Origin of the sequence: Marilutibacter chinensis, assembly GCF_021725675.1 — a bacterium.
In the GTDB taxonomy this organism is placed as follows: Bacteria; Pseudomonadota; Gammaproteobacteria; order Xanthomonadales; family Xanthomonadaceae; genus Marilutibacter; species Marilutibacter chinensis.
This window is the reverse complement of the sequence record NZ_JAKJPO010000001.1, coordinates 31,564-45,494: the sequence shown is the minus strand read 5'-3', so window position 1 is coordinate 45,494 and position 13,931 is coordinate 31,564. Positions and strand designations below refer to the sequence as shown.

At 67.6% G+C, this 13,931-nt stretch carries 9 protein-coding genes; all 9 read right to left on the bottom strand.

The genetic code is table 11. From position 1 onward, the window contains the following. Positions 1-161: 161 nt before the first annotated feature. A complete protein-coding gene (locus L3V18_RS00215; RefSeq protein WP_237053656.1) occupies positions 162-1,079 on the bottom strand; it encodes a formylglycine-generating enzyme family protein in 918 nt (305 codons plus the stop codon). Positions 1,080-1,084: 5 nt separating this feature from the next. Next, a complete protein-coding gene (locus L3V18_RS00210) occupies positions 1,085-2,473 on the bottom strand; it encodes a sulfatase family protein (protein ID WP_237052615.1) in 1,389 nt (462 codons plus the stop codon). Between the two features lie 194 nt (positions 2,474-2,667). Continuing rightward, positions 2,668-4,935, bottom strand: a complete 2,268-nt coding sequence (gene bglX, locus L3V18_RS00205; protein ID WP_237052614.1) for a beta-glucosidase BglX — start codon at positions 4,933-4,935, stop codon at positions 2,668-2,670. After that, the gene (locus L3V18_RS00200; protein ID WP_237052613.1) at positions 4,932-6,422 is read right to left on the bottom strand and encodes a glucoamylase family protein; all 1,491 of its coding nucleotides are present in this window, start codon (positions 6,420-6,422) and stop codon (positions 4,932-4,934) included. The genes bglX and L3V18_RS00200 overlap by 4 nt, the downstream gene beginning before the upstream one ends. Positions 6,423-6,486: 64 nt before the next feature. Then, positions 6,487-7,308 carry a carbohydrate ABC transporter permease gene (locus L3V18_RS00195; protein ID WP_237053655.1) on the bottom strand — a complete coding sequence of 274 codons (822 nt, stop codon included), beginning with the start codon at positions 7,306-7,308 and terminating at the stop codon, positions 6,487-6,489. A 7-nt stretch (positions 7,309-7,315) separates the two neighbouring features. After that, a complete protein-coding gene (locus L3V18_RS00190; protein ID WP_237052612.1) occupies positions 7,316-8,197 on the bottom strand; it encodes a carbohydrate ABC transporter permease in 882 nt (293 codons plus the stop codon). Beyond that, complete coding sequence (locus L3V18_RS00185; RefSeq protein WP_237052611.1) at positions 8,194-9,489, bottom strand: sugar ABC transporter substrate-binding protein; 1,296 nt, start codon at positions 9,487-9,489, stop codon at positions 8,194-8,196. Before L3V18_RS00185 ends, L3V18_RS00190 begins: the two co-directional genes overlap by 4 nt. A 114-nt stretch (positions 9,490-9,603) precedes the next feature. Then, positions 9,604-12,654, bottom strand: coding sequence for a TonB-dependent receptor (locus L3V18_RS00180; RefSeq protein ID WP_237052610.1), 3,051 nt, complete (start codon positions 12,652-12,654; stop codon positions 9,604-9,606). 152 nt (positions 12,655-12,806) lie between these two features. Continuing rightward, positions 12,807-13,835 carry a LacI family DNA-binding transcriptional regulator gene (locus L3V18_RS00175; RefSeq protein WP_237052609.1) on the bottom strand — a complete coding sequence of 343 codons (1,029 nt, stop codon included), beginning with the start codon at positions 13,833-13,835 and terminating at the stop codon, positions 12,807-12,809. Positions 13,836-13,931 lie beyond the last annotated feature (96 nt).

Below are 13,931 nucleotides of genomic sequence, written 5' to 3'. Positions count from 1 at the left end.
GCCTCCGCCGGCGTGCACGGAAGCCATATCGGGCCTCCGACCGCCATCGGCACCGCTCGCGGACGGATCGCGCTCCACCCACTGGCCGGGTCCGTATTCCATCCGCCGCGCCCCCGCTGCTGCCGGCATGGGAGCGCACGCGCGCGTCGTATGCGACATCGTCACGCCTCCACGTCCTTCACCAGCCGGAACCCGACATGGAAGAACGCACTGTCCGGCGTGGAATGACTGCGCGCGGACACGCGATAGCCGTGGCAATAGCTGGGATGGCACAGGAACGACCCGCCGCGCTGGGTCTTCTCGCTGGCCGGCCCCGGTTCGAACGGCGTCTCGCGCTCGGCATAGGGACGGAACCAGTCGGCGGTCCATTCCCAGACATTGCCGCCCATGTCGGTCAGGCCCAGCTCGGTCTCGCCGTAGGTGCCGACCGGCGAGGTCAGCAGATGGCCGTCGTCGCCGGTATTGTGACCAGGAAACGTGCCCTGCCAGGTATTGGCCCGGTGCCGCCCCGCCTCGACCAGCGCGTCGCCCCAGGCGTAGCGGTCGCGCGAGTCGCGGGCATTGCGTGCCGCGTGCTCCCACTCGACCTCGGTCGGCAACCGCTTTCCGCACCATCCGGCATAGGCGACGGCATCGTTCCACGACACCTGGGTGACCGGGTGGTCGTCGGGCGCGGCCGGCGCGGCCGGCCCTCGTGGCCGGCGCCAGTCCGCCCCCGGCACCAGCCGCCAGCCGCCCGTGGCCGGATCGTATACCGCGGCGTCGCCGAGCCGCTCGGCCTCGGTGACGTAGGCGGTGGCTTCGACGAACTCGCGGAACTGCGCGACCGTCACCGGATGGACATCCATGAAGAACGGCGCCACCTGGGCAGTGAACACCGGCCGTTCGGCCGGCATGCCGTCGTCGGCGCCGATCCGGGTATTGCCACCGGGCACGTAGATCATGCCTTCGGGGGGCGCCGCGTGCGACGAGGCCGTCGGCGCGTCCGTTGTCCGGGCCGTCAGCCACCAGCCGGCTGCGAATGCAAGGCCGGCGACGGCGATCAGCAACGCCACGCCGCTTGCCCGCGCGCGGTCCATCTGGCTCACGGCTCCGGCTTCCTGTCGGCGGCCTGCCAGGAGCCGGCGCGCTTGAGCGGGATCGACATCCCGTCGGTCCGCTCCAGCAGGTCCCACATCCGCGACTTCATCGCCTGCGCACGCCCGGCGTGATCCGGATCGCGGATCAGGTTGTGCTTCTCGCGCGGGTCGTTGCGCAGGTCGTAGAGCTCGTCGCTCTCCCAGACACCATGGTAGTAGATGTACTTGAAGTCCTGGTCGCGCAACGCGAACACGGTCGGCGTATGCGGGAACGCGTGCTCCCAGTAGTACTCGTAGAGCATCTCCAGCGGCCAGTCGACCTGCTCGCCACGCAACAGCGGAAGCACCGAGCGGCCGTCCATGTCGATGGCGGTCTGGGCCCCGGCGAGGTCGAGGATCGTCGGAGCGACGTCGATGTTGCGCACCATCGAGTCGATCGTCGAACCCGGCTCCACCAGGCCGGGCGCGTAGGCGAGCATCGGCACCCGCATCGACTCTTCGTAGGCATGGCGCTTGTCGATCAGGCCGTGTTCGCCGAGCAGGAAGCCGTTGTCGCCCATGTAGATGACCAGGGTGTCGTCCTCCAGTCCGGCTTCCTCCAGGTAATCCATCACCCGACCGACGCTCTCGTCCAGCGCCAGCAGGGTTTCTGCGTAGGCCTTGTAGAAGCCGTCGAACTCCATGTCGCCGTGGTACATGTAGTCCACGCCGTGCCAGCTGTTGCGCTGCTCGCGGACCCACTTCGGCTTGTCCCGGTTGGCGCGCTCGGACATCGTCTCCGGGTATGGAATCGGCTTGTCCGCGTAGCGTCCGGCATGGCGCCCGGCCGGCTCGAACTCGGCATGCACCGCCTTGTGCGACAGGTACAGGAAGAACGGCTTGCCGGGCTCGACCTGCTGGTGCCGGCGCAGCCAGCCCAGGGCGTGATCGGTCAACAGGTCGGTGGTGTAGCCCTTCTCCTGCCGGCGCACGCCGTCGACGTTCAGCACCGGATCGCGATAGGCGCCCTGCCCCCGGAAGCTGACCCAGTGATCGAATCCCGGCTGAGGGATGTCGTCGACCTCGCCCATGTGCCACTTGCCGATGAAGGCGGTGCTGTATCCGGCCTTCTGCAGGAACTCCGGAAAATAGCGGGTTCCGTCGGGGATCGGCGAGGTGTTGTCGACGATCCGGTGCCGGTGCGCGTACTGCCCGGTCAGGATCGACGCGCGGCTCGGCGAGCACAGCGACGTGGTGACGAACGCGTTGCGGACGTGCGCGCCGCCCGCGGCGATGCGGTCGAGAGCAGGCGTTTCCAGCCATTCCGGCGCGCCCGGCATGAAGCCCATGAAGTCGTAGCGGTGGTCGTCGCTGAGGATGAACACCACGTTGCGTGGACGGTCTGCAGAGGTCACGCCAGCCGCATCCGAACCGGCGGCATCGACGGCGCCGGTGGTATCGGCACCGACGCCGGCGCCCGCCCCGCTCCCGGGTCCAGGAGCGCCGCAGGCCGCCAGCGCGAACAGCGTCGCTAGCAACGGTACCGCCCCCTTCGTGCGCAAGATCCCGGACCCGGCCCGGACGAAGATCGTCGATGCCAGCCTGATCATCACCTCACCTCGAACTTCGTTTCGATCACGTCGTCGGAACTGCCGCCGGCGAACACGGTGAACGTGCCCGGCTCGACCACGATCCGGCCATCGGCGCCGTGGAAGCCCAGTGCCTCCGGCTCCAGCACGAACTCGACCCGGCGCCGCTCGCCCGGTTGCAGGTGGATGCGGCGGAAGCCACGCAGTTCCTTGACCGGACGGGTCACGCTTGCGACGTCGTCGCGCAGATAGAGCTGCACCACTTCATCGCCCGCGCGCCTGCCGGTGTTGGCGACGGTGACCTCGACCCGCACCGGTTTGCCGGTGCCGACCTGCGCCTGGTTTTCCACCGGGCCGACCTTGAGGTCGCTGTAGACGAACGTGGTGTAGCTCAATCCATGGCCGAACGCGTACAACGGTGTCCAGGGCACGTCGATGTACTTGGACGTGTATTTTTCCTGCTCCGATGGCGGACGGCCGGTGTTCTTGTGGTCGTGGTAGATCGGGATCTGGCCGACGTTGCGGGGGAAGGTGACCGGCAGCCGGCCCGCCGGATTGTGGTCGCCGAACAGCACGTCGGCGATCGCGTGGCCGGCCTCGATGCCCGGGAACCAGGCTTCCAGGATCGACGGGACGTTCCCGTCCAGCCAGCCGATCGACAGCGGCCGTCCGTTGAACAGCACCGCCACCACCGGCTTGCCGGTCGCATGTACCGCCCGTACCAGCGCTTCCTGCACGCCGGGAAGGTCCAGCGTGGTGCGATTGTGCGCCTCCGCGCTCATGTCGTGGTGCTCGCCGATGAACATCAGCACCACGTCCGCCTGGCGGGCGATCCGCACCGCTTCGTCGAAACCGGAACGGTCGTCGCCCTCGACGTCGGCGCCGCGCGCATGCAGCACCCGCACGTCCGGACCGACCGCCTCGCGCACCCCTTCCAGCGGAGTGACCGCATCCTCGGCGCGGCCGGCTGCGGCCCAGCCTCCGAGCATGACGCGCTTGTCGTCGGCGAGCGGACCGATCACCGCGATCGTGCCGGTCCTGCGATCCAGCGGCAGCAGATCTCCGTCGTTCTTCAGCAGCACCATCGACTTGCGTGCGACGTCGCGGGCGGCGGCGCGATATTCGGGACGCAGGATGCGCTCGCGCTCGCGGGCCTCGTCGCTGTAGCGGTAAGGGTCGTCGAACAGGCCGAGCCTGTACTTGGCGCGCAGCACCCGCCGCACCGCCTCGTCGACCTTCGCCCCGTCAAGGCCGCCGGCACGGACCACCGCCGGCAGATCGTCGACATAGATGTCGCTGACCATGTCCACGTCGACGCCGGCCTCCAATGCGAGCACGCCCGCGTCGGCACGATTGGCCGCGACGCCGTGCGGAATCAGCTCGAGCACGCCGGTGTAGTCGCTGACCATGATGCCGTCCCAGCCCCATTCGTCGCGCAGCACACCGTCGATCAGTCGGCCGTTCGCATGCATCGGCACCCCGTCGACCTCGTTGAACGCGGCCATCATCGACTGCACGCCGGCATCGGCCGCGGCCTTGAACGGCGGCAGGTAGACGTCGCGCAGGGTACGTTCGGAGATGTCGGCGATGTTGTAGTCGCGGCCACCCTCGGCCGCACCGTAGGCGACGAAGTGCTTGGCCGTGGCCATCAGGGTGTCGTCGGCGCGCAGGTCCTCGCCCTGGAAACCGCGCACGCGCGCGGCGGCCAGCACCGAGCCCAGGTACGCGCTCTCGCCGGAGCCCTCCACGATCCGTCCCCAGCGCGGGTCGCGTGCGATGTCGACCATCGGCGCGTAGGTCCAGTGCAGGCCGGCGGCGGTCGCCTCGTCCGCGGCGATGCGCGCGGCACGCTCGACCGCGTCGACGTCGAAGCTCGCCGACTCGCCCAGCGGTACCGGGAAGATCGTCCGGAAGCCGTGGATGACGTCGTGCGCGAACAGCAGCGGAATGCCGAGGCGCGACTCCTCGACCGCGATCCGCTGCATCCGCCGGGTGTAGTCGGCCCCGTGCACGCCCAGGTAGGAGCCGATCCTGCCGGCCCGGATCTGGTCTTCGCCGCCCTCCTGCACCTGCGGGCCGGTCTGGCCCCAGCGTCCGCGCGGCTGGTTGAGCTGGCCGAGCTTCTCCTCGATCGTCATCTTCGCCAGCAGCGACTCGACGAACGCGGCTTCGGCCTCGTCCTCAGGTGCGGCTGCGGCCGCGGTCGCCGGCCAACCGATCGCCAGCGCGACGGCGAACGCGGCGAGCTTCGCCCGCGACCGGACCCTTCCCATCACAGTGGTGATCATTCGCAGCGTCCCTCCAGCCAACCGCCGCGATAGCCGGCCCGGCACAGACCGCGCACGATGGGCGGGCTCTTTTTCATCAGTTCCCAGATCATTCCGCTGCGGTGATTCTCGATCATCAACAGGATCGGCCCCTGGTCGATGCCGATGTAGTCGTCGTTGAACCAGCCCAGACCGGGAACGATCTTTCCGCGCTTGATCGGCGCATCCGCCCGGTCCAGGGTCGGATTGAACGCATCCAGATAGCCGTACTCGGTGAACAGGTGACCGCCGTAGCGTTCGGCCATCGTGCGCAGCGCCGGGATCGTCACTTCCGGCGCGAACGGCACCGAGCCGCCGGCCGCGGTCGGCACGATGGTGCCGTCGTCGCGGATGTCCTCGTGCGCGGCCCCGCGGGCCCAGTAGGCGTGGAACTTGCGCTCGACGCCGTCGATGGTCGCGCTGAAGCCGCCCGGCCCGTCGCTGGCGGTCAGGCCCCAGACGTTCTCGTCGTAGCCGCGCCATCCGCCCGGGTTCTCGATCGCGTAGGCCCGCTGGGACAGGGTCGCGCGGCGCGAGTTCTCGAAGTAGTCGATTCCGCGATCGGCCATGTAGTCGTCCTGGATGCCGCGGAAGTCGATCCAGACATGCGAGTACTGGTGGCCGAACAACGGCGCGAAGTTGACGTGCGGCTGGCCCTGGAAATCCGCCCACTCGTACGTCGAGGCATAGGTTTCGTAGAGCTCCGGACCCAACGCATGGGTCGGCGAACCCAGCGCCAGCACCTGCAGCAGCAGCGATTCGTCGTAGCCGCGCCATTGCGCCGGTCCGAAGCCCTTGCCCGGGCGCCAGCCCATCGTCACCAGCGGCGGATTGTTCTGGAAGAAGGTCCAGTCCACGCGGCCATAGATGCGGTCGGCCAGCGAGCGGATCTCCGCTTCGTCCGCGTTGTCGCCATCGAAATAGGCCTGCGCCAGCAGCACGCCGCCGAGCAGCAGCGTGGTGTCGATCGACGACAGTTCGGAGTTGTCGTAGCGGTGACCGTTCTCGGCATCGAGGAAGTGATAGAAGAAGCCGTGATGGCCGGCGCGACCGGTCGGCTCCGGGCCCTGCGGGGCCTCCCAGAAGAGCCGCAACGTCGCCAGGGTGCGCCCGCGCGCCTGCTCGCGGGTGATCCAGCCGCGCTCCACGCCTACCGGGTATGCGCTGAGCGCGAAGCCGACCGCGGCGATGCTCGACATCGTCCTCGACGGCCAGCGGTCGGGGGTCAGCCCGTTCTCGGGCGTCGCCTCCCAGAACCAGCGGAAGGTCCGTTCCTGGACCAGGTCGAGGAAGGCTTCGTCGGATTCGGGCAGCGTGATCGCGGTCGCCGCGGTATCCGCCGTGGCAGCTTCGCTCACCGGCGGCATCTCCGTCGCGTCCCCGGTGCCGGCCGGATCGCCGGACCGGCCGCACGCGCCCAGCAGGGTCAATGCCATCGCCATGGCCGCGGTATGCAGGATGGATCTCATCGGACTCACTTTTCTCTCCGGTTGACGGTTTGAAACGGGGGCGTCGTCGGCGCACGTGTGGACGTCATCCCTTCACGCTCCCGGCCAGCAGGCCCTGCAGGTAATGCCGCTGCAGGCACAGGAACAGGAGCAGCACCGGCAGCACGGTGACCACCGAGCCGGCCATCATCAGTTCGCTGTCCTGGACGTGTTCGCGCGACAGAGACGCCAGCGCGACCGGCAGGGTGTAGAGGTCGTCCTCGCTGAGCACGATCAGCGGCCACATGAAGTCGTTCCACGCGGTCAGGAAGGTAAAGATCGCCAGCGTCACCACGATCGGCCGCAGCAGCGGAAACACGATCTGCACGAAGATGCGGAACTCGCCGGCGCCGTCGATGCGTGCCGCCTCCAGCAGTTCGTCGGGAATCGAGCGCGCGTACTGGCGGACCAGGAAGATCCCGAACACCCCCGCCATGCCCGGCACGATCGCGCCGGCATAGGTGTTGACCAGGCCCACCTGCTTCAGCATCAGGAACAGCGGCATCATCGTGACCTGCGCGGGGATGACCAGCGCCGCCAGCATCGTCCGGAACACGCGCTCGCGGCCGCCGAACTCCAGCTTGGCGAACGCGTATCCGGCCAGCGTGTTCAGCAGCAACGCGACCGACGTGGTCGCGGTCGCGACCAGGGCGCTGTTGGCCAGGTGGCGACCGAGCCCGGCGCGTGCGAACAGTTCCCGGTAGTTGTGCAGGGTCGGCTCGGACGGCAGCAGCGGCGGCGGGAAGTGCGCGGCTTCGCCCGGCTGCATCAGCGAGACCGAGAGCATCCACAGCAGCGGCGCCAGGCTCAGCGCCGCCAGTCCGATCAGCAGGCCGTTGACGACCGCGGTGGCCATGACAGGTCGCATCACCGGCTCACTCCGCTCCCCTGCGACGCGCGATCCACAGCAGGGCCGTCGTGATCGCGGCCATCAACGCGAACAGCACGAACGCGACCGCCGAGGCATTGCCGAGGTTCCACCACTTGAAGCCTTCCTCGTACATCAGGTAGAGCACGCTGACGGTGCTCTGCAGCGGTCCGCCCTGGGTCATCACGTAGGGCTCGGCGAACAGCTGGAAGTAACCGCTCAGGGTCAGGATGCCGACCATCAGCAGCACCGGCCCGAGCATCGGCAGGGTCACATGCCAGAACTGGCGCGGCGCGGAGGCGCCGTCGATGCGGGCGGCTTCGTAGAGTTCCTCGGGAATCGCCTGCAGGCCGGCGAGGAAGATGATCATGTTGTAGCCGAAGTTCTTCCACACCGCGAACAGGATGATCGTCGGCATCGCCCACTGCGGGCTGCCGAGCCAGTCGACCGGATCGATGCCGATCGACGAAAGTCCCCAGTTCACCAGTCCGTAGCGGGTATGGAACAGGTAGCGCCAGATCACCGCGACCGCGACCACGGTGGTGACCACCGGTGCGAACAGTGCGGTACGGAAGAACGGCCGGGCCAGGCCCAGGCGCGAGTGCAGCAACAGCGCCGCCGCCAGCGAGACCGCGATCGACAGCGGCACGCCCACGACAACGAAGTAGAAGGTGTTGCCCAGCGCCTTCCAGAACAGCGGCTGGCGCAACAGTCCCAGATAATTGTCCAGGCCCACGAAGCGCAGGTTGCCGATGTCGGCCAGCGCGTAGATGTCGTAGTCGGTCAGGCTCAGTGCGAACGCGGCCAGCACCGGGATGCCGAAGAACACGGCGATCACCGTCACTGCAGGTGCCGCGAACACCCACCCCGCCAGGCCCGTCCGGCTCACCTGCCACCTCCGGCGACACGCCGGTCGAGCATCCAGCGGCGCTTCTCCAGGATCGCATCGGCCCGGCGATCGAGCTCGGCGGCGGCCTCGTCGACCGTGTAGTGGCCGCCGACCATCTGCTCGCCGACCAGGCGCATCTCCTGCGCGATGCGCTCCCACTCCGGCACCCGCGGCGCAGGTCGTGCGCGCTCGAGTTGCTGCCGGAAGGCGTTGGCATGAGGATCGGCGGCCAGCTCGCCATGCCGCCACGTGCTGCGACGCGGCGGCAGGTCGCCGGTCATCGCATGGAAGCGCGCCTGGATCCACGGATCGGAAAGGAACTCGACCAGCTTCCACGCCGCTTCCCTGTTCCCCGACTGCCGGAACAGTACGAAACTGGTGCCGCCGGCGACCGAACTGCCGGGGCCCTCCGGTCCGGGCAGCGGCATCGTCATCCAGTCGTCCGCCCGCTCCGCCGGCAGTCGCTTGCGGAATTCGGCGATGTTCCACGGGCCGTTGATGTAGAACGCATAGTAGCCGCGGCCGAACTCGTCCCAGACGTTTGAGATCTGGGTGTTGCTGACCGGCGGCGCCCAACCCAGGTCGAACATCTCCTTGTAGAACGTCAGCGCGCGCTTGAAGCCGGGACTGCGGAAGTTGCCGTAGCGCCCGTCCTCGCGCAGCAGCGGGTCGGGCTGCTGGATCGCGAGGTTGAGCAGCGGCTCGAACTCGTTAAGCGGCAGCAGGATCGAATAGCGCTGCGGACCGACATGACGCTTGATCCCGTCCAGCGCCTCGCGCCATTGCGCCCAGTCCTCCGGAACCCGCTCTATTCCGGCTTCGGCCAGCAGATCGCTGCGGTAGAACGGCAGCCGGGTCTCGACGTACCAGGGCACCGCATACACCTGCCCCTCGATCACGCCCGAGTCCCAGGCCCCGTCGAAGTAGTCCGCAGGCTCGATCGAGGGCGTCCGCGCCAGCATCGGCCCCAGCGGCTCCAGCGCATCGAGCAGGGCGAATTCCGGGATCCAGGTATTGCCCAATGCGCAGACGTCCGGCAGCGCATCGCCGGCGAATGCGGTCAGCAGCTTCTCGTGGGCCGCGGTCCAAGGCAGTTGCTGCACCTCGACCCGGATCTCCGGATGGCGTCGCTCGAACTCGGGCATCAGCCGCGCCACGACCTCGCCCTCGTAGCCCATCGCCCAGAACCGGACCACGGTACGGTCGTCGCGGCCGCCCGTGCAGCCGGCCAGCAACGCCAGCAACGTCATCAGGCAGGCGAAAACGGCGCAGGCAGCGCGAAACCGCGACATCACAGCTTCTCCAGGGTCGGTTTTCAGCGACAGATACCGCACTCCACGCATCCGGTCACAGGAGGCACGTCACGAATCCGTACCGGCGCCGGACGGCGGCCGGTACGGCGTGGGTCACCAGTCGATGCCGAACGACAGCTTGAACGTGCGCGACGGCTCGATGATCTCGTTGCCGTTGCGTTCGCCGAGGTCCGGGTTGACCGGCAAGCGCCCGCCGTTGCCAAGACCGTATCGCCCATCGAACTGGTTCCAGTTGGCCCAGTCGAATACGTTGATCAGGTCGGCACGGACGCGGAACGAGACGTCGCTACCGGTGTTCCAGCGCTTCTCCGCGGCCAGGTCGAAACGCTTGTAGCCGATCGAACCGTCGGGCGTGTACGGATCGTAGTAGCACAGGTAGTTCGGCTCCGGCTCCGGCGGCGAATCCAGGCAGTTGTTCGACGAGCGCGGCTTGTGGCTCTCCAGCACCAGCTTGCCGCTGAAGGTCAGGTCCCAGCCGGGCGAATAGATCCCGGACAGCACCAGCCGGTGCTCCGGCACACCGGTCGACGGGTAGTACTGGCTGGTCGCGAACGGATAGTCGAACAGGAAGGTCTCGCCATTGGACGCGTTGGGCCGATTCTCCTCGCCATCACTGTAGGTGTACGCCAGATTGAAGCCCCATGGCGAGGCCTCGGTGAACGGCTTGTCGAGCGAGACCAGCAGCGAGTTCAGGTTGTACTCGAAACCGTTGTCGCCCAGGATCAGGCTGCCGTAGCCCGGGATCGCGAACCCGAACGGCGCATTGCCCCAGGTCTGCCCCAGGTTCTCGAACTCGTGGAAGCTGCCGTCCGGACGGCGGTTGCCGAGGTGGAAGTAGATGCCGTCGCGGCTGCGGATATGCGAGAGGGTGACCGAAGTGTTCCAGTCGTGGCCCCACCACTCGACGATATTGCGCATGCCGATGCTGTACTGGTCCGAATACGGCGTCTTCAGGTCGTTGTTCAGCAACTGCACCTCGCCGCCCACCATGGGGTTGGCCGCCGCGTAGGCCGCCAGACCCTCGGGCGTCAACAGGGCCGGATCGAACGGCGTGCAGGTCGCGCCAGTGCCAGGATCGCAATGGATCGGCGACGGAAAGTTGATCCGGTAGGTGGTGAACGCGCCGCCGTAGTACTCGCGCGCCATGTAGTCGAACAGGTTGCGGTCGTAGGCGCGGCCGGCGCCGCCGAAGATCACGTGGCGCTGGTCGCCGGACAGGTCGTAGGAGAAGCCCAGGCGCGGCTGCCAGGCGCCCTTGAAGTTGCTGCGGTTGCTGCCGTTGCTGATGTAGTCCTCGACGTCGTAGTCGGTGTTCTGGATGTTGGTCCATCCGCGCAACGCGGCGGCGATGTCCGGATCGAGCCGGTAGTCGGTGTAGCTGGGGATCTCCTCGTAGTCCCAGCGGATGCCGAGGTTCAGGGTCAACTTGTCGGTGACCTCCCAGTCGTCCTGGATGTAGATGCCGAACTGCTTGTTCTTCGACTCCACGAACGGGTCGCGCCCCGGTCGCGCGGTGGTGTACTCGACCCGGTACGGCCGGGTCAGGCTCTCGTTGACGTCGTACCAGTAGCGCGGGAACGGCGGAAACTGCTGGAACGCCTTCAGGTCGACCTGCTTGTACTTGATGCCCATCTTCACGGTGTGGCCTTCCCAGCCGAACCAGGTCAGGTCGTCCTGGAAACCCCAGCCCTTCTGGCCCTTGTCCTGGAAGTTGGGGCCGCCGCCGGTGTTCAGGACCTGCAGCTCAAGATTGTTCGCATTGGTCGGGTCGACGACGGTGTAGCGGTTGCTCGATATCGGCGATATCGGCGACGGGTTGTAGGCCGCTTCCTCGAAGGTGACATGGGCGTCGTTGAGCCAGTTCACGGTCGAATAGACCGAGCGCAGGTCGTAGCGGCTCTCGTCGTTGTTCAGCGCGGTGCCGGCACTGGGCACGTTGACCCCGCCGATGCCGAGCACGCCGGTCTCTCTGCGCTCGCGGGCGATGAACTCGATCAGGTGCTCGTCCGTGACCTGCCAGCTCAGCTTGCCGAAGTAGGTGTCCTGGTTGAACGGCCGGCTCGCCGTGCCGTACCGCGAACGGATCTCGGAAGGCAGCGCGGCGACGTCGGCGGCACCGAGCTGGTTCGGCGGCAGCACCGGCGCCGGGCGCACGATGTCCTTGCCCTCGTAGACCAGGAAGAAATGCAGCTTGTCGCGGATGATCGGCCCGCCGAAGCTCAGGCCGTACTGGTCGACCGACTCCTCGTCCTTCTCGCCGGCCGCATCTTCGCGCGGCGACGGCGAGGTCCAGCCCTCGCTGCTGCGATCCCAGAACGCGCTGCCGTGGAACTCGTTGGTGCCCGAGCGGGTCACCGCGGTGACCGCGGCGCTGCTGATCTGGTCGTACTCGGCCTTGTAGTTGGAAGTGATGACCTTGTACTCGCCGATCGCCGCCTGCGGGAACGGGTTGCCCTCGCTGTCGTCCTGTCCGGTGATGCCGCCTGGGGTCACGTAGTTCTTCTGGCCGACGCCGTCGATGTAGACGTTGATCGCGCTGGAGCCCTGCGCACCGCTGCGCAGCTGGCTTTCCTGCCCGTTCGGCGAGGTGATGAACTGCATGCCCGGCACGGTGTCGGCGAAGGCGAGGAAGTTGCGCGAGTTCTGCGGCAGCGCCTCGATCTGCTTCTGCGACACGTAGGTCGCGATTTCCGAGGTCCGCGTCTCGGCCAGCACCGTGCCGGTCACCGTGATCGTGTCCAGCTCGGTGGCGTCGTCGACCGGTCCGGTCTCGGCCACCCCGCCGGCGCTCAGGTCGAGCCGCGCGGTCTGGCCGACGCGCACGGTGACGACGCGCGAGACGGTGCTGCCGCCGGCGGCGACGTCGACCCGGTAGGTACCCGGCGGCAGGCCGGCAAGGCTGTAGCTGCCGGATTCGGAAGTCTCGGCGCTGCGGGACAGCCCGGTGCCTGTGTTCGTCACCGTCACCGTCGCACCGCCGGCAGGCGCCGCGTCGAGGGTGACCCGGCCGTGGATGATCGCCGAGGTGCTCTGGGCAAGGACCGCCGGGGCGGCCACCGCAAGGCAGCTGGCCAGCGCGCAGGCCAGCAACCCAGGCCTGGGTTGGAACTTCGCGTGTCGTCTGGTAACCGTCTGACGCTTCATAAACCTTTCCCCTCTCTCCGAAGAAATGTCTCAACGAACTGGTCCGACAAACTGCTCAGGCTGGTGAAACCGTTTACATCCGAGGTCGAAAACAAATACAGACAAGCGACTGCCACGTGGCTGTCCGGTTGGGCGGCTCCGTTCCGCCCGATCTAGTTGCTGGAAGTACGCCGACCCGGCCGGCGGGTGGATTCGCGGACGATCAACTCGGTCGGCAACCACCGTTCCGGCCTGGGCCGTCCACCCTCACCGCCGATCGCCGCAATCAGCAATTCGGTCGCGCGCGAGCCGAGCTCGGCGATGTTCACCCGCATCGTGCTGAGGCCGGGATGCACGTAGCCGGCCAGCGGAATGTCGTCGAAACCGGCCAGCGCGACTTCGCCGGGGACGTCGATACCGGCCTGCAGCAACGCGAACATGCAGCCCAGCGCCATCATGTCGTTGGCCGCGAACACCGCGTCCGGACGCTCGACGGCGGCGATCAGGTCGCGGCCGGCGCGATGGCCTGAAGCCTCGTCGAAGTCGCCGCGCAGGATCCATTCGGGCGAGCCCGGCAGCAGCGCCGCCAGCGCGTCCCGATAGCCGCGCAGGCGCTCGTGCGCGTCGAAGTTGTCTTCAGGGCCGGCAATGAAGGCGATCCGGCGATGCCCGCCCGCGACGAGATGCTCGACCATCGCCCTCGCCCCGCCATAGTTGTCGATGCCCAGCAGGACACCACCGGCCCCCGCGGACTGGCTGTTGATCAGCACGACCGGCAACTGCGAGAGCGCGCGCGGATCGTCCAGCGTCGGCGAGCTGGCGGTGTACGGCGACATCACCAGCAGGCCGTCCACGCGCCCCCGCATCGCCTGCAGCGCCGTGCCCTGTTCCTCGACATGGCCGTGGTAGCTCGACAACAACAGGTGCAGCCGGTGCTGGCGGGCGACCTGGTCGATGCCGCGGATCAGTTCCGAGAAGAACTCGCCGTGAAGGTCCGGCAGCACCACGCCCAGGGTCTGGGTGCGGCGGCTGCTGAGGCTGCGTGCGGCCGCGTGCGGGGTGTAGCGCAGCTCCTGCGCGGTGGACAGGACCCGCTTGCGCACGGGTTCGGTCACGTTGTCGTGTCCGTTCAGCACCCGCGAAACGGTCGCGACCGATACGTTGGCCGCGCGCGCTACGTCTTTGATGGTGACATGTGCCAAAGCTCGAACCGCCTCTCCACGGCTGGATGCGGGCCGACTGTAAACGTTTTCATCAAATGATGTAAAGCCGATGAAAAAAATCGAAAGAACAGGCCA

Excerpts from the sequence above, each read along its gene's own strand:
- L3V18_RS00195 (WP_237053655.1), bottom strand. The coding sequence starts at position 7,308 with ATGCGACCTGTCATGGCCACCGCGGTCGTCAACGGCCTGCTGATCGGA.
- bglX (WP_237052614.1), bottom strand. The coding sequence starts at position 4,935 with ATGATCACCACTGTGATGGGAAGGGTCCGGTCGCGGGCGAAGCTCGCC.
- L3V18_RS00180 (WP_237052610.1), bottom strand. The coding sequence starts at position 12,654 with ATGAAGCGTCAGACGGTTACCAGACGACACGCGAAGTTCCAACCCAGG.
- L3V18_RS00200 (WP_237052613.1), bottom strand. The coding sequence starts at position 6,422 with ATGAGATCCATCCTGCATACCGCGGCCATGGCGATGGCATTGACCCTG.
- L3V18_RS00215 (WP_237053656.1), bottom strand. The coding sequence starts at position 1,079 with ATGGACCGCGCGCGGGCAAGCGGCGTGGCGTTGCTGATCGCCGTCGCC.
- L3V18_RS00185 (WP_237052611.1), bottom strand. The coding sequence starts at position 9,489 with ATGTCGCGGTTTCGCGCTGCCTGCGCCGTTTTCGCCTGCCTGATGACG.